Origin of the sequence: Paenibacillus sp. UNC451MF (assembly GCF_000686845.1) — a bacterium.
Taxonomy (GTDB): Bacteria; Bacillota; Bacilli; order Paenibacillales; family NBRC-103111; genus Paenibacillus_S.
Window position 1 is genome coordinate 114,593 of sequence record NZ_JMLS01000004.1, and the last position, 22,177, is coordinate 136,769.

Sequence of the window (22,177 nt, forward strand, 5' to 3'; positions counted from 1 at the left end):
CAACTAGGCGTTTGCAACTTTACCTAACAAATAAACGAGGAGCTGTTGATTATGAGCGGAAATACGACTTAAGTAGTTTTGAAGAAAGCGTTCACGAATGACAACACCTCTTGCACATTCTTCTTTACCTTTTTCAGTCACTTGCACCCAAACGATTCGTCTATCCTTGCCGTCACGTTCTCTGGATATTAATCCGGCCTTTTCCATCCGGTCCAACAAGGTCGTAATGGCTGCCGGTGTAGTATCCAAAAATTCAATGAAATCTGACGGTTTCATCTTATCATGACCTGCCAAAAGCTCAAGCACCGTTAATTGCCCTTCCGTCAGTGTAGGAGATAGCTCGGTTTCCATGTGGCTGCGCAAATCCTTGGACAGCTTCCACCATAACTTAGCAAATTCCTGAGTAATCACTGATCATCACTCCTGCATCTACTATACTTTTATTTGCTGAATACTCTGCTATGAATCATCCGATTCTTCTCTTGCTGCATCCTTATTATACCATTGTCTTCGTATGGTTTAAAGGTTAACAGCATAAATACTTTAAGACATTAAACGATAAAAATCAGTAACATTAGACCCTATTCAACATATATTGCTACATGGGCTTTTCACTATAAGCGGAGCTTGTCATTTCATGTGGAGGAGTGATACCAGATGGAGGCTTGGAAACAGTTGATCGGGGAAAAAGCACTACAAAAAGGAATAATTAACGACCCACAATGGCTTGAGAAATTGGATGAGCCAATGCCAGTGTGGGTCGTACTGGAGCTTATATTGAAATGTATGGAGCGATTGGATTCCGAGTATAGCAGCTACGATTAATCGACTTTAAGGAGGTCCACAATCAGATCCGTTTTGGTTATAGACACCGCTTGTTTTCCGGTTGATTTACGCTGTTCAATCGGTGTGTTTTCCGATGAGAAGGACATCCGTTCGCCGCTTTGTAGAACAGCGGTAAGAAGTACTTCCTCTTTTACGGCATAAGCTTTCACCAGTGCTGAACCGTTAGGCTTGACTCGTTTTCCATCCTTGAATTCAAACGTAATGATTCCTTTACCGCCCCTGCCTTGAACCGGATAATCCAAAATCAGTGAACGCTTGGCGTATCCCAGATCGGTGACGACGAGCAATTCGCCCTCTTCCCCATCAATCCACTCAGCGCTGATGACTTCATCATCATCCTTTAACTGAATTCCGCGAACCCCGGCTGCGGCGCGTCCCATCGGGTTCACTTCATCCTCCCGGAACCTTATGGACATTCCCTGCTTAGTCACAAGCATGATGTCTTTATCATTCGTACTGAGTCGAACATCAAGAATGGCATCATTCTCTCCAACCTTGCTCGCTACAATACCAATAGAGCGATTGGTCATGTAATCCTTCAGCTCCGTACGCTTCACTTGCCCTCTTTTGCTGATAAAGACAAGTGATTTACCCGGCTCTTCAAAGTCGCGCACCGGAATGACATTGACAATTCGGTCCTCTTTAGGAGTAGGAATGACGTTAACGATAGCCGTTCCGTTTTCTTTCCACTTGTATTCTGGAACCTGATGAACCGGCAGCAAGTAGTACTGGCCTTTTTGAGTGAAAATAAGCAGATTGTCCAGCGTATTCACTTCAAGAAGGTGACGTACATAATCGCCTTCCTTCAAGCCCGTTTTCTCCAATTCTCCACCTGAGCGGGTAAAAGAAAGCTTGCTTGTCCGTTTAATGTAACCCTCATTGGACAAGGTTACAAATACGTCCTCCGCTGAAACCATGACTTCGAGGTTGACCTTCAGTTCTTCTACCTCATTTTGAATATCCGAACGGCGATTAATGCCGTATTTATTACGAATTTCAGTCATCTCTTCTTTGATGACTGTCATTAGCTTCTTCTCGCTGCCTAAGATGCCGCGCAAATACGCGATTGTCTTTTGGACATCCTTCAATTCCTTCTCGATGGAATGAATCTCCAGATTCGTCAAACGATACAGCTGCAAGGTTAGAATTGAATCAGCTTGACGCTCCGTAAAACCAAACTGTGCCACCAAATTGTTTTGAGCGTCTTGGCGGTTTTTGGATGCTTTAATCGCAGCGATAACTTCATCCAATATATTCAGTGCCTTTGCCAGGCCTTCGAGCACATGGGCCCTGTCCTCTGCCTTGTCAAGCTCATATTGGGAGCGGTGGGTAACGACTTCCTTCTGATGCTCGATGTACGCCTTCAGAATTTCCATTACACCCATTTGTTTCGGCGTTTTATTAACAATGGCTACCATATTGAAATTATAAGTAACCTGCAGATCGGTCTTCTTGAATAAGTAAGCTAAGATGCCCTGAGCATCCGCGTCTTTCTTCAATTCCACAACGATACGCAGACCATTCCGACCGCTCTCGTCTCTTACGACTGAGATGCCCTCGATCTTTTTCTCCAAACGGATATTTTCCATTGCTGTAACTAGACGAGATTTTACCACCTGATATGGGATTTCCGTAATGACGATCTGTTGGACCCCACCACGCATGGTTTCAATCTCTGTACGTGATCTAAGATAAATACGGCCTTTACCTGTTCCAAATGCCTCACGGATTCCTTCAGAGCCCATAATAATGCCGCCTGTAGGGAAGTCCGGTCCTTTCATTATCTGCATCAGATCTTCAAGCTCGATGTCAGGGCGATCCATGGTCGCTATGCATGCGTCGATTACCTCACGAAGGTTGTGTGGAGGAATTTCCGTTGCAAATCCGGATGAAATCCCGCTTACCCCGTTTACGAGTAGATTCGGATAACGTGCGGGGAGCACCACAGGCTCCTTGGTTGTATTATCGAAGTTATCTTTGAACAGCACAGTGCGTTTCTCAATATCTCGCAATAACTCCATCGCGATTTCCGATAGGCGGGCCTCGGTGTAACGCATAGCAGCCGGAGGATCGTCATCGATCGAGCCCCAGTTACCGTGGCCGTCGACCAGCATATGTCCCATTTTCCAATGCTGTGCCATCCGTACCATACCTTCGTAGATTGGTGCGTCACCGTGAGGATGATAATTACCCATCACGTCTCCGACGGTCTTAGCCGACTTCCGGTACGGTTTATCCGGTGTATTGCTGGAATCATACATAGCATACAAAATACGGCGTTGTACCGGCTTCAAGCCGTCCCGCACATCGGGAATCGCGCGGTCCTGAATAATATATTTAGAGTAGCGACCGAATCGGTCGCCAACTACTTCTTCCAAATATGCGGGTAAAAAATTTTCCAATATCGTCACGATTCACCTACTCCTCGAACTCGGTAAAGTTGACATTCTCAACAATCCAACGCTTGCGCGGGTCTACTTTCTCCCCCATCAGCGTTGAAACGCGTCGTTCCGCTTTAGCCGCGTCCTCAATCTGTACCTGCAGCAGTGTGCGGGTAGCCGGGTCCATCGTCGTTTCCCACAATTGATCCGGATTCATTTCACCTAGTCCTTTATAGCGCTGTAGCTCGACGTTCTTACCCAGCTCCTTGGTCAAAGCCTGAAGCTGCTCGTCTGTCCAAGCATAGCGGATTGTCGAATTCTTCCCTGACTTTTTCGTCAGCTTATATAGCGGTGGTTGGGCTATAAATACTTTGCCTGAATCGATCAGCGGCTTCATATACCGATAGAAGAAAGTAAGCAGCAGCACCTGAATATGAGCGCCGTCTGTATCCGCGTCCGTCATTATAATGATCTTCGCGTAATTGCTTTCTGACGCATCGAATTCAGGACCTACTCCCGCTCCGATAGTCGCAATGATCGCTTTATATTCATCGTTCTTCATAATATCCAGAAGCTTGGCCTTTTCCGGATTCATCGGCTTGCCTTTCAAAGGCAATATAGCCTGATGCTTGGAATCGCGTCCCTGCTTAGCGGACCCGCCTGCCGAGTCACCTTCTACGATGAAGAGCTCATTACGGGTATAATCCTTGGATTGCGCAGGGGTAAGCTTACCACCAAGATTCGAGCTTTCGCTTCTGCCTTTCTTGCCGCTTCGGACTTCCTCGCGGGCTTTACGTGCCGCTTCCCTCGCCTTCGCGGATTGAACGGCTTTTCTCATGATCATTTGCGCAATTTGCGGATTTTCCTCCAAGAAAACGGCCATTTTGTCCGAAACGATCGAATCGACTACGCTCCGCGCAGATGCACTGCCTAGCTGATCTTTCGTCTGTCCGACAAATTCCACATCGCTCATCTTAATATTAATAACGGTCATCATACCTTCGCGCAAATCTTGACCGTCGAGGTTTTTATCCTTTTCCTTCAAAATTGCCGTTTTCCTAGCATAATCGTTCATCACACGGGTGTATGCCGTCTTGAAGCCCGTCTCATGCGTCCCACCGCCGCGGGTAGGAATGGAGTTGACGAACGAAACGATCGTTTCCGTATAACCGTCGTTATATTGCAGTGCAACTTCAACTTCAATATCGTCCTTTTCGCCGATAAAATGGACTACTTCATGAAGAACGTTTTTTTCTTCATTCAAAAATTGGACGAACTGGCTGGCTCCGCCTTCATACTGAAATGTTTCTTGCTTATCGAAGCGTTCATCCTTAATATTCACTTGCAGTCCTGAGTTCAAGAAGGCAATCTCTTGTAAGCGCTCCAGCAGCGTGTCATAGTTAACAGCCGTCCCGCCCTGAAACACCCTTTTATCTGGTTTAAACGTAACCTTCGTCCCTGTCTGCCGCGTGTTGCCAATGACCTCTAGTCCAGTCGTCGGCTCTCCGACATGTTCATTGCCCTTGTCGTCCACCCAATATTCAAAGCGTTGACGGTGTGTTTTACCTTCTCGATATATTGTAACTTCCAGCCACTCGGACAAAGCATTGGTTACCGATGCGCCAACGCCGTGCAAACCACCAGATTTCTTATATCCTCCGCCGCCGAATTTACCGCCGGCATGAAGAATGGTAAACACCACTTGTGGTGTAGGAATACCGGTTTTGTGCATCCCAGTGGGAATACCCCGACCATTATCCTGTACAGTAATCGATTGATCTTTATGAATCGTTACATCGATTTTATTGCAATGCTTGGCCAAATGCTCATCGACCGCATTGTCCACGATTTCCCATATCAGATGATGCAGACCCGACGTGCTCGTGCTGCCTATGTACATACCTGGTCTTTTACGGACCGCAACTAGTCCTTCCAGTACTTGTATATCGTCAGCGCCGTAATCCGAACGCTCGGTGGTTGTGTCGGTAAACAAATCTACCTGTTCCGTCATCGCAGCCCCCCCTTTACTCCTGAAGCTCTAGTTCTATTGTGCATTATAACATCTCGTTCCGTTAGTTCAATATATCTTTTTTCGTGAATACCGTAAAGGAGACAATGATAGATACAATGCCCCAAACGGTTAAAACACTTATAGAAAACGGCAAATCCATCCCTTTTATCGGTGGCAAACTGCCCGTCAAATAGTCAGTCAGCCGCAGATTGACCATGAATAAATATTTTGCCGTCTCCCAAGAGGATACCATATTTGTCAAGATGGTACCGGATATCAGCACGGCCAGCATAAGTCCCATTCCTGCAGCGGTGCTGCGGATGAGGACGGATACCATTAGTGACATCACGGCAACTATAATCGCAGCAAACCATACTAAGCCGAATTCCATAATTAAATACAACCATTGCTCAACCGGTCTAACAAACGAAGTATCTACTTCGGAGCCAACAATTTTAAATCCGAAGAACACCGGCATGTCCCAACCGCCATAGCCAAAAACAATACCAGAAATTAAATAACACAGCAGCGCAGTGCAGGTTACGATCAGCGATGTAAATAAGATTAAGCTGATCAGCTTACTCAGCAAGATTTTCCACCTTCCGACGGGCCTTGTCAAGAGCAGCTTTATCGTTCCCGTCGAATGCTCGGAGGAAACCAGGTCCGAAGCAATGACCATAACCATTAGGGGAATGAATAGTCCTACCGCGTTTTTGATGAATTCTCTAGTAAAGGTTACCCCGTTTGGAGCTGCCGGATTCACATCTTTATCCAAGTAGTATTGGGCGAGCATCACTTCAACGCGGCGGAATTGTTTCCACTCTTCCGGTACACGGGCGCTTCCAATGCTTCTTGTATAATCCACGATCTTCTGTCTTTGCTCCGCACGCCAATCCGAAGTACCGAACTGCTTAAGATTGTTTTGGGATACCTTCAATTGGGCATAAGTAAACATCGGAATAAGAGCGGCCAAAATAAGCAGCACGACAAGCAGCCGCTTCTTTTTAATTATTTTGATGCACTCGTTTTTGACTAAAGGATATACACTAACCAATGCGTTTCCCCTCCGTTAAGCCTAGGAATAAATCTTCCAGCGTAGGGCTTTTGGTTTCCACTCCGTACAGCTGCACGCCCGCTTCAACTAATTTTCGCGTCAACGCGGGAATGTCTTCCGGATTTAGCTGAGTAATAATATCATGAATGACAGCATCCTCTCCTGCTATCCCTTCATCCTCTTTCTGAACGACGTCCATCACCTCAATGCCGTCCTTAGCCTTCAGTAACTGGAGAGCTCTCTCTACAGGATCTACCCGCCAAATAACTCGGCTTGCCGAATCATCGATTAGCGATTCCACCGCACCAACTTTAATTACTTCACCATGAGTAATTATCGCTACCCTATTGCACATCTGTTGAATTTCGCTCAGCAAATGACTGGATACGAATAGGCTTAATCCGGTCTTCGCCAGCTTTTGTATAAATTCACGCATTTCTTTGATTCCTTGGGGATCAAGACCATTCGTAGGCTCGTCCAATATAAGCAGCTTCGGTCGATTCAACAACGCTTGCGCAATCCCTAGTCTTTGACGCATCCCAAGCGAATACGTCTTCACTTTATCATGAATTCGCGCATCCATGCCTACTATATCGACTACTTCTTGTATGCGGGTCTCATCGATTCCCGGCAGCATACGGGCAAAGTGCTCCAGGTTCTCCCATCCGCTTAAGTAAGAGTACAGCTCGGGATTTTCAACGATACAACCGACGTATTGAAGTGCTTCATCATGATTTTTGTGTACATCATACCCGCATATTGTGATTGATCCTTCTGTTGGAGTTATCAGGTCAACCAGCATACGAATCGTGGTCGTTTTACCTGAGCCGTTGGGGCCAAGAAACCCAAAAATTTCACCGGCAAACACCTCGAACGATATCCCTTTAATGATCTGCTTCTTCTTGATTGTTTTTTTTACATTTTTCACTGACAGGACGACTTCAGGCTGGCTTTCCATTGATCGCTTCTCTCCCTTACCTTATGGTCCGGTTATTCTCCAAAGTAAGCATTATTTAACTATTTGTGCAATCCGTTCGGCAATTCTCTCATATCCGTCTTGATTCGGGTGGAAATGGTCGGTATATAGATATTTGTTTAAATTCAGCTCGAACAAGTCCGCTGTAGGCACAACCACCATATGAGGGTATCGATTCGTGATTTCAAATGCCGCTTGGTTCCATTTTTGAATCAATAGCGATCCTTCTCTTTTTTCATCCAAGTCTAAGAAAGGATGATACAAGCCAACGTAACAAATCACTGCATTTGGATTTTGCTTGGCTAAGGTATCGAGAATTTGCCCTAAACGCTGTAGGGCCTCTGGCATTCGGTCAAGAGCTGCTTTAGGGTTGAATCCTTCATCTGATTGGCCTGAGAAGATCCCTTGTCCTCCTTCAAACAAATCATTGCCCCCCGCTGTCAACAGAATCAAATCCGCTTGGGCGATTGCACTACCCATATCTTTTTTCGCAGCCATATCCTTCAAGATATCACTTGTTTTAAACCCTGGTATGGCAAAATTATTGAGAATAAAAACCGGCTTGCCGAATTGCTTCTCCAGTTTTTCCTTCGTCTGTCCTACGTAGCCCCTGCCTGATAAGTCACCGGTTCCTGCACTCAATGAATCACCTATTGCGACGATTTGAATCTTATCCTTCGCAGCAAACGATGACTCTTTAGGCTTGACCGTCTCCTGTGGGGCTGCCGCTTCCGTCTGTTCCGTCTTACTCGGAAATATAATCTGGTTTATTGCATAAACAAAGCCAAATACACAAAGCAAAGTGGACAGCAATGCGGCCAAACCGACGGTCCGCCACAAAAATCGAGTGGATAGCAAGACAACTTCTCCCCTTTACCAACATTCGACATTTAAAGTCGCTTTCATTTTAGAGTAGCGGTTTATGAGAAGATTTGCAAATGTATACCGGATAGCCACTGTAGTCTCTTTTTTGAACAGCAAAAAAACCGGAGATTTACTTAACCCCGGCGGTATATTCAAATTATATCCTTTTCCTTTTCAGTTCAAACTTCTCTTAAATCAAGCGTAGCAGATATCAAGCCTATTTTAATCCGACAGCTTTCCTAAAAACTTTAACGGATTTTGCTGCGATTCACCCTTTCGAACTTCGAAATGAAGGTGGATCCCCGTAGCATTGCCTGTGCTACCCATGATTCCAATTTTTTCGCCTTTCTGCACCGTCTCGCCGTTACTGACTCCTATTTTGCTTAAATGACCGTATAACGTGCTGTAGCCATTCTGATGATCTATGATGATACAATTGCCATACCCCGTTTTCCAACCGGCAAACACAACTTTACCGTGGTCCGAGGCCAAGATCCCAGACTGCTCGGATACCATATCCGTGCCAGGATGAAACGATCCCCATCGCTGTCCATAATCGCTTGTCAACTTGGGCCTATATACAGGCCATGCGAAAATACCCGTTCCTTCACCGGGAATAATCTTTGTTCCTTTCTTCACTACAGCCTTCTTTGCTGGTTGAAGGACTTTTTCCTCTGATAAAGCTTCACTCACGAGCTCTCCGTTCATTTTTGTAACTAAGAAGCTTTTTTCCTCCAAACCGTTTTCTCCTGTTGTGATCGTCTCACTGCTTCCGGCCTTCATAGTATTATCGTCGATGTATTCAACACCAAAAGGCAGCTCAGCTGTCTCAATCCGTTTTTCCACCGTCTTAACCGAGAGCAAGGGCTGCTGTACGGTTAAATTCAATACTTCTCCGACGTGAATGACTGTATTTTTGATAAAAGGATTATTATCATAAATCGCTTTCTGACTGATATGAAATTTATATGCAATACAAGATATGCAGTCCCCGCGCTGCACTGTATACAAAAGGGGCTGAACGCCACCTGTTTCGATCGTTTTCAACATATCATCCCGATTTCCCACTTCATCGGGTTTAATCTCAAGCTTAGCAATATCCACTTTCTGAACAAACTCCACAGATTGCAGCTGAGTTTCAGGATTTACAAATTTATTCTTATATTGATCTAAAAGCTCTTTTACCGCCGCCTCATCTTTTAATACGCCAAGCGGTTTGCCATCAATACGGATTTGAACGCCGCTTGTACCAATAGTCGTTCTTTGCTCCAGCCTCTCCAGCACTTGAGCGTTGTCATAGGTGGCTTTATACTCTCTTTCTTGAATGTAATGAATATCTTTAACAAGCAGTTCCGTCTGAACGCCGGGATACTGGAGCTTGGCCTGTTCCTGCTTCCAACGCAGCCAATCCTGGATGACCCCCGTCGTATTGACGGCACCGATTCTTTCCGTTCCAACAAAAACTTGATAACGAGTAACCATATGGTTCATCATATAGACATAAGCAAAGGAAAAAAATACAACGAGTACCGTCATAAAACTCAAACCGACGACCAACCATCTATCCTTTTTCCAGCCTATTATGTAATCCACGTGTACCTCCCGCAATCAGGTTTTTGTAATGTCCACCTCCTTATCCTATTCTTACTGTTCCTCAAATAGCACAAAAAAGGCACCTCGTAAGGTGCCCTTCGAATCTAGCCTACTTCACGCAAAAATCGGTACTGCGCTTGGATTAAGCCGTGGTATATCCCTTTTTGCTTCATCAATTCCTCATGATTTCCCTGCTCCATAATGTTACCGTGATCCAGTACGACGATATGATCTGCATTACGGATTGTTGACAACCTATGGGCGATTATGAAGGAGGTTCTACCCGCGAGAAGCGTCTTCAACGCCTCTTGGATTTTGAGCTCAGTTTCCGTATCAATACTTGCTGTGGCTTCATCCAAGATCAAGACACGTGGATCGGCAAGCAGTGCTCTTGCGAACGAAATTAATTGCCTTTGACCCATTGACAGTACATTGCCTCGCTCCTGTACCTCGGTATCATAGCCTTGTGGCAAATTGACAATGAAATCATGCGCCCGGACCGCCTTGGCAACAAATTCAACTTCTTCATCTGTCGCATCGAGACGTCCGAAGCGAATATTGTCACGTATCGTTCCGGAGAAAATAAACGTATCCTGGAGCACAATACCAACCTGAGATCGGAGACTCGAAATCGCTACATCCCTTATGTCATGGCCATCAATTGTAATGGAACCGCTTGTGATGTCATAAAATCGGCAAAGCAGATTGATGATAGTACTCTTACCCGAGCCTGTGTGACCAACCAGAGCTATGGATTGCCCTGCTTTTACACTGAGATCGATTCCTTTTAATGCAAGTCTGCCCGGTTCATATTCGAATTCGACCTTTTTAAGCTCAATATCCCCTTTAACGCGAGGTAGTTCTTTAGCCTCATGCGCTTCCGCCACATTCGGCTTCTCATCGATGAACTCAAATATTCGCTCGGAGGAAGCCATTGCAATAAGCATCTGGGAATACATCTGTCCAAGTCGATTGATAGGTTCCCAGAAATGCCCGATATAGGTAGCAAAGGCAACCAGCAAACCAACCGTAATCTCACCCTGTTGAATCAAATGCGCGCCGAACCAAAATAAAATGCAATAGCCCACTGCACCCGTTACCTCAATAATCGGATTGAACGATTGGTTTAAAGTGGTCGCCCGATTCCATGACTTATGATTATCAAGGTTCATATTGTCGAAGAATGCGATATTTTCCTTTTCCTGTGTGAAGGCTTGAGTCACCTTGATTCCTTGAATACATTCGTTCAAATGTGCATTGATTCTCGACTGCTTCGTCTGCACTACTTGCCAGGAACGACGGATGTGTACCCGCAGCTTCGTGGAAATGATGAACATAATCGGAACTGTAACGATGATGGCCGTACCTAATTTAAAGTTATAAAATAAGAGAATGAGTATAATTCCGATAAGCTGAACACAGTCAATGAGTAAGTTGACAACCCCGTTAGTAAACAAATCTTGCAGGGAGTTTACATAGTTCGTAATCCTTACCAAGATCGACCCCGCCGGCCATTTATCAAAAAATTTGAACGAAAGCCTCTGTACATGACTGAACAAGTCGTGCCTAAGATCATAGATTACTTTTTGACCGATCATATTGGTGTAGCGGATCCGATAGTTGTTGGCTGCCCATTGAATTAAATATAAGGCGAGCATCCCACCCACGCACATTAGCAAAAGCTTCGTATTGCCTTCACGCAGCGCATGGTCAATCGCATATGCTATAAGAAGCGGATTGAGCAGCTTCGTAAGCGCGCCTACGATCATCATAGTTATAATAACCGGAAGTATTTGCTTGGAATAAGGCTTTATGTACTGACTGAGCCGCTTGATCTGCACCCAGTCGAATTCCTTATCCAGTTGTTCGTCGTCCTGATATACAAAACGTTGACCCTCCTGCCCAGTCGGGCTAGGCTTCCCGGTCGCCGTTTTTGCTGACTGGCTCACTGTGCGTACCCCCTCAACTTGACATGTCCTGCTGCTGCAACTTGATTCGCGGCTTGCTGCGGTTCAGGAGCGGCCTGCATGCCATTAGCTGTTAATGGTTCTTCTGTTTCATTAGGATGATCGGCGAATTGAATATGGTACGTATCCAAATAAGGACCTTCCTGTTGCATTAATTGATCGTGTGACCCTCTTTGAACGATGCGCCCTTGATCGAGAACTAGAATTTCATCCGCATGGCGCAAGGAGGATATACGGTGAGCTATAATGAAGGTCGTACGACCTTTCATCACTTCCTGGAAGCCTTGCTGAATTTCATGCTCTGTCTCCATATCTACCGCACTGGTTGCATCGTCGAGAATAAGAATTTTTGGATTTTTGAGCAGCGCTCGTGCAATAGCAATCCGCTGCTTCTGACCTCCAGAGAGACCTAGCCCGCGTTCTCCTACAATAGTGTCGTAGCCCAGCGGAAGCTCCATAATAAAATCATGGGCTTTCGCCAGCTTGGCGGCATGAATGATCTGATCCATTGATACATCCTTAACCCCGTAAGCAATATTATTGCGAATCGTGGACGAGAACAGGAATGTTTCCTGGAACACAATCGCCATCTGATCACGCAAGCTTTCTAGTGATACGTCACGAATATCATGGCCATCCACCGTAATTCGACCGTCCTTGACGTTATAAGCACGAAGCAGCAATTGAATCACCGTAGATTTACCCGAACCGGTTCCACCCAGCATACCTATAACGGATCCGGCCGGGGCATCCAGCTCAAAATCATACAAGGCAGGCTGCTTATCCGTATAAGCAAACGTTACTTTATCGAAACGAATGTGCCCTCTTACTTGCTCAGAGTGTAATTGAGTGGCATTATCCTTATCCTTTACATGAACATATTGATGTAAAATTTCGAGAATACGTTCCCCGGCTGCCTTGGATTGGGTGAAGTTATTAATATGAAACCCAATCCCCCACATCGGACCGATAATATACCAAATTAAACTGAAGCAAGCGACGAGTTCACCAAGAGATATCGACTTGTTAATAACCATATAACCGCCAATCCCAAGCAGTAGGACGACACTCATATTAGCAAATAACTCCATTAGCGGAAAATAACGCGCCCAAATTCCAGAAGTCGTTACGTTGTTAACCTTATAGTCCTCGTTCCGTTCGGAAAATTTATTGATCTCATGCGGCTCGCGCGCAAAAGATTTAACCGTACGAACACCTGTAATGTTTTCCTGAACCGAAGTCGTCATAGAACTCATCGATTTACGGATCGAACGAAATGCCGGATGAATTTTACTTTCAAACCGAATCGCCGTAAATACAAGGAAAGGCATGAATATCATCGTAATCAGCGTCAGCTTCCAGTTGATTGTCATCATCATGATCGTGCCGAAAGTAAACATCATGAAAACGTTTAATATTTGTACAAAACCGAATCCGATAAAATCCCTCACGGCCTGCAAATCTGCGGTCAGACGAGACATCAGATCCCCTGTACGGGCTTTATCGTAGTACTGAAACGACAAATACTGCAATTTTTTGTACAGCGCATTTCTTAGATTGAATGCAGTTTTGTTACCCAGTTTCCCGCTGCTTATTCCATGCAGGAATTGAAACAGCGCTTTACAGCTAACGACCCCAACCACTAGTAACGCTAAGTACGGCACCACGGAAAAATTTTGTTTCGCAATCACATCATCAATCAAATAGCGCAGCAGATTCGGATACACCAAACCTAATGCCGTTGCGGTCATCAGCGAGAAAATCGATGCGAACAAATACTTTTTCTCTGACCAGTAAAACTCCTTTAACTGCCTAAAGACTTCCATGGTGTCCCCCTCCATTAGCAGCCCAAAAGACCGCTTTAAGCAAAAATTGCTTTCGAAGCAGATGGGACTGCGTTCGAAAGCGTTCGCTTTTTTGAATATTATCATCATCCCTAGGGTGCAGCAACATCCAATGCTGTCATAAATCTCCTTTACGGGAGAAATAAGCGCATTTAATCACAAAATGCCAGCAGAATCCACCTATATCACATGAATAATGGCAAATCTCGCCAAATGAAAACCCTTTCAATAAAACTAATAAAATCGGCTGTCCTGGCTTGGACAACCGACTCTGCAAATAATGTGAAAAAAAGATAAAGTTTGATTAAAACCATATTTTACTTTAGAAATTGCTGCATACGATCTAGCTTCATTTGAAGCTCTCCAATATCGATTTGCATTTCCAATGCAGCCAGCTGACCCTCAGCATACTCTCTTAGCTCCTGCTGAAGCTGTTCGGATAAATCCGTGTACCACCCTTGCAGCTGTTGTCGATAGACAAGCTCCAATCGATCGGATTGCTGCTGCGCATAAACGGTTAACGGATCAATTACCCTCGCCTCAAGCTCGTTCCGCAGTTTCTGTTTACCGTCACCTTCAAAGAAATGTTTAGCGTTTTTATAAAAGCCTGTGAGCCATTTCACGGTAACAGCTTCTTCTGCTTTGAATGGCTCCGTCTCCTGAAGAGGTGTAAACGCATGCGGCTCATAGGAAGCCGGTTGGAAATCCGCTAGATCCGCGCCAAAAGACTGCATCCATTGCTCTCTTCGTTTTTTGGCCGTCTTATTGATCGAATTCTCCACTCGTAAAGTGGTTGCGAGTATTTCCTGAGATAAGTCAAAGGAAATCATTCGTCGCAAATCATCCCAAGCCGATTGTATCAAGCTTTTTACATCTTTCCCCTCTTCGGCAAAGACGGATGGATTGAATGCCAAGTTGAACAGCTCGCCGAACCGGTACACTTCACGCTGTTTTACATAATAGAGCAGCTCATCAATCTCCTTGCGCAGCTCCCGCTCCTCAGGCTCAGTTGAGATGCCTTTTAACAACTGGATTGCCTCGTCTAAAGCTTGACGAATGGCACGAGCCTTATTTTGACGCTCCGATTCGTCTGATTGCGCACTAGTTATCCACTGTTTGAGTACATCGGCCGCGCGCGTTAGATCGCTATGACCGGAGCGTATCGCAATCTCGGTAAGCTCTTCTAAGGAAAAGCGTACAAAATCCGTTTCAAATGAAGCGATCCCCGATGCCTGAATGGTTTCACCATCGTCTGCTAGCTTACCTTCCAGAGCGTAATAACTGGATAATGGATAAATACGCGGGTGTCGTATTCCGTGATGCTGTAAATTGGTTTCTACATGGCTGACGACGCCCTCCAGCTCCTCGGCTGACGATGCCAAGTCAGCAGCATTGACGATAAAAAACATTTTATCCAGCTCAAAGCTGTCCTTCACACGTCCCAGTTGGAGTAAGAACTCTTTATCCGCATGGGAAAATGCATGATTGTAGTAAGTAACGAACAATATAGCATCTGCGTTCTTAATATAGTTAAAGGCCACGCCCGTATGACGAGCATTAATAGAATCCGCTCCCGGCGTGTCAACCAGTACGATTCCTTGATCGGTTAATGGGTTGGAATAGTACAGCTCTATGAGATCAACGAAGCAGGATTTTGCTTCATCCGCAGCATATAGCCCGAATTGCTCAGCATTGACTCGCAGCTCACCTCCGATATCGTGCTCTACAGCTGACCAGCCGCGTTCTACGGCTTTCAGAAATGTATAGTGAGGCTTTCCCTTAGCAGATACTTGTTCAGCCGACAAACGGCGTATAGCGCTTAGTCCTTCTTGAAAATTGGCTGCGGCAATACCGAGTACTTCAAGCGAATAAAGGACATCATCGGTCAATCGCTCCATCGATTTCATTTTTACTTTGGCTGTACCATGCGGCCATCCGTTTTCCGGCTCCGGCGGCATAATCTTGTTAATCGCTGCCGTAGTAGGATTTGGGGAAACCGGTAAGATCCGCTCACCTATCAGCGCATTGGCAAACGATGATTTACCTGCGCTAAACGCGCCAAACAACGCAATGGTGAAGCGGTTGTTCTCCAGCCGTTCCGCTTTCTCCTGCAAGGAGCGGCAAATGCTTTGCAGCTGTGCAAGGCCCGCAAGCTCGCTTGCACCAGCGGCGAGCTTGCCTGCAGCATCGCGCAGGCGGGCGCGATGCCCGCCTTGCGCCAGCGGCGCTGCGCCTGTGCGCGCGGTGCGGCTCGCAGCGGCGGATACCGCCGCGAGAGCTTCACGCGCAGCATCGCCGGCGGTGCTTGCGCTAGCCTGCGGTGCTGTGCTGCTGGCTGCACCGCCAGCTACGGCTGCGGGATCCGGCAGCACCGGCGCAGTCACGTGCAGCGCGGCTAGAGGCGCCTGCAGCTGAGAGGCGTAAGCCGCCTCCGCTGCTGCGAGCCGCTCCAGCTCCCGCAGGCTGCCGAGCTGTCCCTCGAGCTGCGCAAGCTGCTCTTTTAGACTGCTGATCCGCGGCTCCAACACCTTAGCAACTGCTTCGCTAAGCTCATCAATGAGCTCGAAAGCGCGTTTGCGGTAAAGAAGCTTCACTTCAGCAGCAACCTGCTTAGTGTAATTCAATGTGTAGTCGCCTCCAAAACCAGCCGACTCGTTTACTTGCTCTGCAAGCCATTCAGGTTCAACAGCGATATGCAATCGTTCGACGGTTTCCCTGACAAGATCAGCATGGAGCAAGGCTGTTTCATCCAACGATTTGGACACTGTTTGCTGTAAATGTCGTTCTATCTGTGTAGCCACCTGTCCAGCAAAATCACTATGAAATGCAGCCAAACGCCGTTCCACTTCTTTTGCGGTTTTTGCAGCTCCAGCAAAAAATCCGACTTTAAAACCAGGTTTACGGCTTTGTAAGTATTCATGTGCCAAATCACGTGTTACAGCTGGAGTAATATTGGCATTATCCAGTATCGCCCCAGTCTCTTTGCGCAGTGCCGTACGAAGCACTTCAGACTTGGCTTGCGCATCTGCAAACGCTTTGCTTGTCTCCGCCCATTGAAGCTTCGCCGTTTCGGACTCCTCATCGGCAGCCAATTGTGCCCTCAGCTGCTCCTTGATGGGCTCATTGCGCTCAGCTAACTTATTGGCATGTGCAGCTGCTAGATGCTTAGCCGATTTCTCTAGGCTTAAAGCTGATAGCGGCTCACGACCTTCAATCAGCTTGCCGAGCAGCCAATCTAGCTTCCCCCACTCGCTATGAGGATGGTTAGGAACCTTGACAGAAGTATACAAGATCCCATCCGGCTGGATATGCCAGTTCGCGAACGCTTCCTTCACTCCTGCCTTATACGTCTCAAACGACAACTCCTGATCCCTATGCTTATCTACTTGATTAATGAGTAAATAGAGCGGCTTACCCCACTCTTTCATTTTCTTGGTAAAGGCAAAATTAATTTCTGATTGTACATGATTGTAATCCATAACGTAGAATACGACATCTGCCAAATGAAGTGCGGATTCCGTAGCAAGCTGATGAGCATCGTCCGTAGAGTCAATTCCGGGAGTATCGAGCAAAGCAGCATGCTCTCCTAGAAAAGGTATCGGATAACGGAGGTTTACCGTTTCAATAGCTTCTCCATTTTTACAATAAGCGGCCAGCTCCTCTAAGGGTACGGTTTGAACTTTCGGCTCAGCCATATCACCCTCCACACGGTGAACCACTCTTGCACCAGATTCCCCATTGCTGATGCTCACAATATTTGCGCTAGTTGGAATCGGACTCGAAGGAAGAAGCTGATGACCGCACAGCTTATTAATCAGACTTGATTTGCCAGCTGAGAAATGACCACAAAATGCAATATAAAAACTGCCGCTTTGCGCTTTTTGCAGCAGCTGTTTGATTTTCTTCCCGTTTTCTCCATCTTTTTCTTTCTCCACTTGTTCAAGCAATGAATGAATAGTGCTTTCCATCGTTTCCCCAAGAACCGTCAAGTTGCTCATCCCAATCTCCCCGTATCTCTATAATGATATCTTCACAGGATATTTCAATTTTCTGGCTAAGGTTCGCCGGAAAACAATCCCGTTCAACAAAAAAAACCGAATTTCTTCGGTTTTTAGTGTACCACACTTTCATTAACAGGGATAAAAATTTCGAACAAATTGCGATGCTGTAAAATCGTAATATCTTTATCTTTTACTTTCATAACGACAACTTCAGGCTTTGTTTTCATACGGTCTAAATAATTGTCAGGCACATCTCCGGATTCCATGACCGTTACACCTTCTACTTGCTTTTCTTCATTTTCAGCCAACGGCGTTTTCAAAATTTCTTCATAAATATCTGAGAACACTTCGAAGTTGCTGGTATAAACCGATATACATTTCATAATAATCCCATCCTTATTGTTTGCTGTGGTAAAGTTTGCTACTGTATAGGTTTCCTACGACTACCGGATTTCATACGTTTTTTTCCTTCACGGCACGATTCAGCCAGCGGACAGCTTTCGCATTGCGGGTTCTGGGCTTTGCAGTGATAACGCCCGAAGAAAATGAGCCTGTGATGCGTCAGTGTCCATTCCTCTTTAGGAACAAGCTTCATCAGCTTCTTCTCCACTTCGAGAACGCTATCTTTCCAATTCGTCATGCCTAATCGCTTAGAGACACGTTCAACATGTGTATCAACTGCAATTGCTGGAACACCAAAAGCATTGGAAACAACGACGTTAGCTGTTTTACGGCCGACGCCAGGAAGCTCGACTAATTGTTCATGCTGCTCGGGTATTTCCCCGCCGTACTTGTCCAATAAAATGGCGCACAACGCCTGAATGTTTTTCGCCTTATTTCGGAACAACCCGATTCTGCGAATATCCTGCTCAAGTTCCTCCAATGGAACGGCAAGATAGTCTTCGGGCCGCTTGTACTTTTGAAACAACGAAGCAGTCACTTTATTTACGGTTTCATCCGTACATTGCGCCGACAACAACACGGCGATAGTCAGCTCAAATGGATTGGAGTGATTCAGCTCGCAATGGGCATCCGGGAACATCTCTCCGATCGTATCAAGAATGCTGCGAACCTGCTTCTTGTTCATAGGCACAAGCTACCTCTTTCTAGTAGTATAAAAATCAGTTTAACGAATCATGACAAAGGAATCAATGACTTCATCCGACAAAATGCGAACTTTTCTAGAAATTTTTCAAAAAAAATATTTTATAAGATGAAAAAACCGTCTAAAGGAAGATAAAAATCCTCTTCTCATTAGACGGTGTTCACTTATTCAATGTTTCTTGATCTCAAAAATAAAATTTTATTTTTCCATCTCATAAATTTTATCGTCAAGAACAAAGATCGTTACATCGTCGTTTTCAGTAAAAGCACCTGGTGCAATGGTTGTCGCTCCTTGATGTAAATAAGCTTTTGCATAAAAATTAAATGTTGTTTTATCGGCAGATCCACCTGGCTTTAACTGCATGATATTAAGAACTGAATCATATGAGGCAACTTTACGTTTGGTTGCAGTTGCTTTCGAAATAATCAACTGCTCATTGGCATCCTTAATGATCTCTACCCGATCATCAACCTTAAGCGAATTCAAATCGGCCGAAGTTGTTCCATTTTGCTTAATGACAAATTTCTTGCCGACTGGCAATACTTGTACACCGGTATAATAGTCTTGGACAGTGATAGTCCCTGCTCCAGAATCTACCCCAGTTACTTTTCCGCGAACCGTGTTCAACATTTCAACACTTTCCAACTTCTTACCAGTATAGGCTACTTTAATATACTCATCAACTAGGATATCTTCGAAACTATGTGTTGCTTTACCTGGATTTACGATTTTATCATTGTTATCAATCTCGAATACGAGCAATCCGCCGCTTTCGTCTTTAACACTCAATTGCCGTTCTGTTGTATTGGATATGAGTGTTTTGTAAACTGACGTTCTCTTTACTTGAATAAGGGTAATGAGATCCTGATCACGGTTTAACGTACCCACGATATTGTCGCCAATCTTTAAGTCACTTAAAGTCGCTCCTGGTTTAGCCAAGGTATCTACGCCAATGGAAGTCATCAAGCCAAAGGTAACATTTTGACCTCCAGGAGCACGAAGCGTAATTTGGTTGGCTGGAGCGTTGATTTGTGTCACAGTACCCTCTGCATTCATCGCATACTTGATGCTTACAACTTTATCCTTGGAAACTTTGATATCGACTTTTGTACCTTTAGTCTTAACGAATTTGTCTGCAAAATCGGTCAAATTCATAGGTGCATCCCAATAGCTGATTCCTGTTGCTTCCGTCATTTTATAGGCGTAGGGGGAACCGTTATCGTCCGTGACCGTCAGAAGCTTTGATTCTGCATCGTAGTTAACAATCTTGGCAAATGCCAGCTGTTTGATTGAACGACTAGTTACGGAAACTTTAACGATTTTCTCATTCACCATATCAATTTTCAGTTGATCGCCTACTTCGAGATCGAAGAAACCTGCATTACCTAACCCGTCTATCGCTACGATCGCGTTATCCGCAATATAATAGGCACCCAGTGTATTATCCGCTTTATTGATGGTTAATATTTTCTTATCGTCGCTTACACTCGTTAATGTGCCTTCAACCGAGCTTCCTACATCCGCTTGTTGGCTAACTTTGATACCAACGACCTCATTATTTTTAATTTCATAGGATACTACGTCACCGACACGTACCTTGGACAAATCTCCTGCTGCTCCACTGGCTAAAGTGATGGCAAGCTTAACTCCAAAAGGAAACGACTCGTTTTGACCTGTCTTTTTATCCATGAAAGTTATGGTGTTCGCATTCTTGTCAATACTCACTACCGCTCCTTCAGCCGTTTTGCTAATCGGAACTTGTTTCACTATGATTTTCGAGTATTTGGCATTAGGAATAAGAAGATTGCGTTTAAGCTCTACAATACTTCCGATTGGAATAGAGCCCAGGCTGAGACCACCGCCGTCTTTATCGGTAACCGTTACATTTTGTTCTAACTCTTTTAGGTCTTTATTGCCGCCTTGAGCTACGGATACCATCATTTTTGGAACATAGATTTGATCCAAAATGCCTTCATATGATTCCATTTGCTCAGCATCATTGGTTAACTCAACATATCCAGCTGTACCAGCGGATTGAATAACATATACTTCGTTCGTCTCTTTCAACTGAGTTGAAGGAATTCGACTGTCATCCTTCGCGTTATAGAAAGCAGTGTCAGAGGTAACTGTATATTCTGTCGTTTTACCTTGTTTATCGAGAATCGTCATTTTACGATCCTTTAATCCCATCATATATCCAATAACAACACGTTCAGATCGAGTAGTCAGCTCTTTATCCGCTCTGCTCAGGAAGGTTGCCATTTGAGCGCGGGTGACATTCCCTTTAGGCTGGAAGTTATTATCGTCCACACCATTAACAATATTCAAGCTCACTGCCGCATTAATATAACCAACTGCCCAAGAGGACATATCTTTCGCGTCGCTGAAAATGGAAGGATCAGCATTTTTTTGTTTCGCTAAGTCTTGTTTGTTAATAGCACGAATAACTAGCTTGGCAACCCACTCACGGGTTGCAGGACGAGAGCCCCAAGCGGTTTTTGAATTAGCGCTTGATGCGTCCGTTTCTTCTTTCACATCCAGTAAATCTTTATCGAAAGCGTAGGCTATGTATTGTTTGGCATAACTTTGATCAAGTGTAACAGGCAAGATGGTCTCAGTCTTATTTTTCAAAGCTTCATTTTCAAGTCCCATCATACGAATTGCCATGATGACAACATCTTGTTGGGATACTTGTGTGTCAGGGCTGAATTTACCTTTCTCCACCCCTTGAATAATTCCTAACGCAGCCAACTTCGTAATATGCTTAATGGCCCAATGGTCGTTGCTAACGTCCGTGAAGCCTGAGCTTGCATTGTTGGTAACCGTTGTTCCGTTCGTTTTCACAGTCTCGGCAGCGTACACAGGACTACTGACTAGTACGGATAGTGCTATTAATCCAGCGGCCATTTTTTTAGTATGTTTTTGCTTGTTGCTCATTTCATTGCCCCTCCCGGTTAACTGATATTGCGAAGCCCCCAAAAAAGCGCGGTTAACCGCGCTTGATCGGATGAGGGAGCTCCATATGTCCCATTAAACTATCAACGGCTTTGCCATCCAGCAAAATATTTAAATTTTGAATCTCTGAAAATTGAAATACTGTTTTTTTCATAGCCTGAAGCATCAAGTCTTCTCCACCGGCACCTAATCTGGATTCAGGGGCCATCGACAAATCTACGGTTAAAGTTTGATCTTTTAGCGTCACGGTATTGAAAGTAAACCCTTTTAGCAATGCTATTCTTTTGCTATCAGGACTTGTTGTCAGAGCCTTCAACGCCGAAGCATATTTCTCATTATCTTCTTTATAGGAGATCGTGCTTTCCTGTTCAACTAATCTCTCACCGTTTTCGTCTCCGAAATAGACTTTAATCTTCAATTGCTTATTCTCGGCCCCGGCTGCCGGAGTCTGCGCAACTGTGCCAGGTTTTGGCTCTCCTGATGCATTTGGGGCTTGTTTGGCCTGTCCGCAGCCTGTTGCTAGTACGACAAGTGTAAGACCGATTATTGCGCCGTTAATGAGCCGTCTTTGCATCGCTAT

Annotated in this window: 15 protein-coding genes; 1 reads left to right on the forward strand and 14 read right to left on the reverse strand. The window is 45.1% G+C overall.

The features are described from left to right. Positions 1-3 precede the first annotated feature (3 nt). Complete coding sequence (locus BP97_RS0107885) at positions 4-411, reverse strand: MarR family winged helix-turn-helix transcriptional regulator (protein ID WP_028548606.1); 408 nt, start codon at positions 409-411, stop codon at positions 4-6. A 246-nt stretch (positions 412-657) separates the two neighbouring features. Here BP97_RS0107885 and BP97_RS40645 point away from each other — a divergent pair, with 246 nt between their 5' ends. Continuing rightward, positions 658-825: a hypothetical protein gene (locus BP97_RS40645; protein ID WP_197035427.1), complete on the forward strand. Its 168-nt coding sequence runs from the start codon at positions 658-660 to the stop codon at positions 823-825. Here BP97_RS40645 and gyrA read toward each other — a convergent pair. From gyrA to BP97_RS0107960, 13 genes are all read right to left on the reverse strand, one after another. Next, the gene (gene gyrA / locus BP97_RS0107895; protein WP_028548607.1) at positions 822-3,257 is read right to left on the reverse strand and encodes a DNA gyrase subunit A; all 2,436 of its coding nucleotides are present in this window, start codon (positions 3,255-3,257) and stop codon (positions 822-824) included. The two genes, BP97_RS40645 and gyrA, sit on opposite strands and share 4 nt — an antisense overlap. Before the next feature lie 7 nt (positions 3,258-3,264). Beyond that, positions 3,265-5,238, reverse strand: a complete 1,974-nt coding sequence (gene parE / locus BP97_RS0107900; protein ID WP_028548608.1) for a DNA topoisomerase IV subunit B — start codon at positions 5,236-5,238, stop codon at positions 3,265-3,267. Between the two features lie 61 nt (positions 5,239-5,299). Beyond that, complete coding sequence (locus BP97_RS0107905) at positions 5,300-6,292, reverse strand: ABC transporter permease (RefSeq protein WP_028548609.1); 993 nt, start codon at positions 6,290-6,292, stop codon at positions 5,300-5,302. Continuing rightward, positions 6,285-7,250 (reverse strand): ABC transporter ATP-binding protein, encoded by a 966-nt coding sequence (locus BP97_RS0107910; RefSeq protein WP_028548610.1) that lies wholly within the window; start codon positions 7,248-7,250, stop codon positions 6,285-6,287. The genes BP97_RS0107905 and BP97_RS0107910 overlap by 8 nt, the downstream gene beginning before the upstream one ends. Positions 7,251-7,301: 51 nt before the next feature. Beyond that, positions 7,302-8,126: a GDSL-type esterase/lipase family protein gene (locus tag BP97_RS0107915; protein WP_028548611.1), complete on the reverse strand. Its 825-nt coding sequence runs from the start codon at positions 8,124-8,126 to the stop codon at positions 7,302-7,304. Between the two features lie 228 nt (positions 8,127-8,354). After that, entirely contained in the window at positions 8,355-9,725 is a 1,371-nt protein-coding gene (locus tag BP97_RS35655) for a M23 family metallopeptidase (protein ID WP_051620450.1), read from the reverse strand. Positions 9,726-9,829: 104 nt separating this feature from the next. Then, a complete protein-coding gene (locus BP97_RS0107925) occupies positions 9,830-11,674 on the reverse strand; it encodes an ABC transporter ATP-binding protein (RefSeq protein WP_028548612.1) in 1,845 nt (614 codons plus the stop codon). Beyond that, positions 11,671-13,518, reverse strand: coding sequence for an ABC transporter ATP-binding protein (locus tag BP97_RS0107930; protein WP_028548613.1), 1,848 nt, complete (start codon positions 13,516-13,518; stop codon positions 11,671-11,673). The genes BP97_RS0107925 and BP97_RS0107930 overlap by 4 nt, the downstream gene beginning before the upstream one ends. 335 nt (positions 13,519-13,853) lie before the next feature. Continuing rightward, positions 13,854-17,534, reverse strand: a complete 3,681-nt coding sequence (locus BP97_RS0107940; protein WP_051620451.1) for a dynamin family protein — start codon at positions 17,532-17,534, stop codon at positions 13,854-13,856. Between the two features lie 113 nt (positions 17,535-17,647). Further along, entirely contained in the window at positions 17,648-17,920 is a 273-nt protein-coding gene (locus BP97_RS0107945; RefSeq protein WP_028548615.1) for a hypothetical protein, read from the reverse strand. Positions 17,921-17,958: 38 nt separating this feature from the next. Continuing rightward, on the reverse strand, positions 17,959-18,624 hold the full coding sequence (gene nth / locus BP97_RS0107950; RefSeq protein ID WP_028548616.1) for an endonuclease III: 666 nt from the start codon (positions 18,622-18,624) through the stop codon (positions 17,959-17,961). A 216-nt stretch (positions 18,625-18,840) separates the two neighbouring features. After that, complete coding sequence (locus BP97_RS0107955) at positions 18,841-21,579, reverse strand: S-layer homology domain-containing protein (protein WP_028548617.1); 2,739 nt, start codon at positions 21,577-21,579, stop codon at positions 18,841-18,843. Between the two features lie 52 nt (positions 21,580-21,631). Then, the gene (locus BP97_RS0107960; protein WP_028548618.1) at positions 21,632-22,171 is read right to left on the reverse strand and encodes a GerMN domain-containing protein; all 540 of its coding nucleotides are present in this window, start codon (positions 22,169-22,171) and stop codon (positions 21,632-21,634) included. Positions 22,172-22,177: the final 6 nt, after the last annotated feature.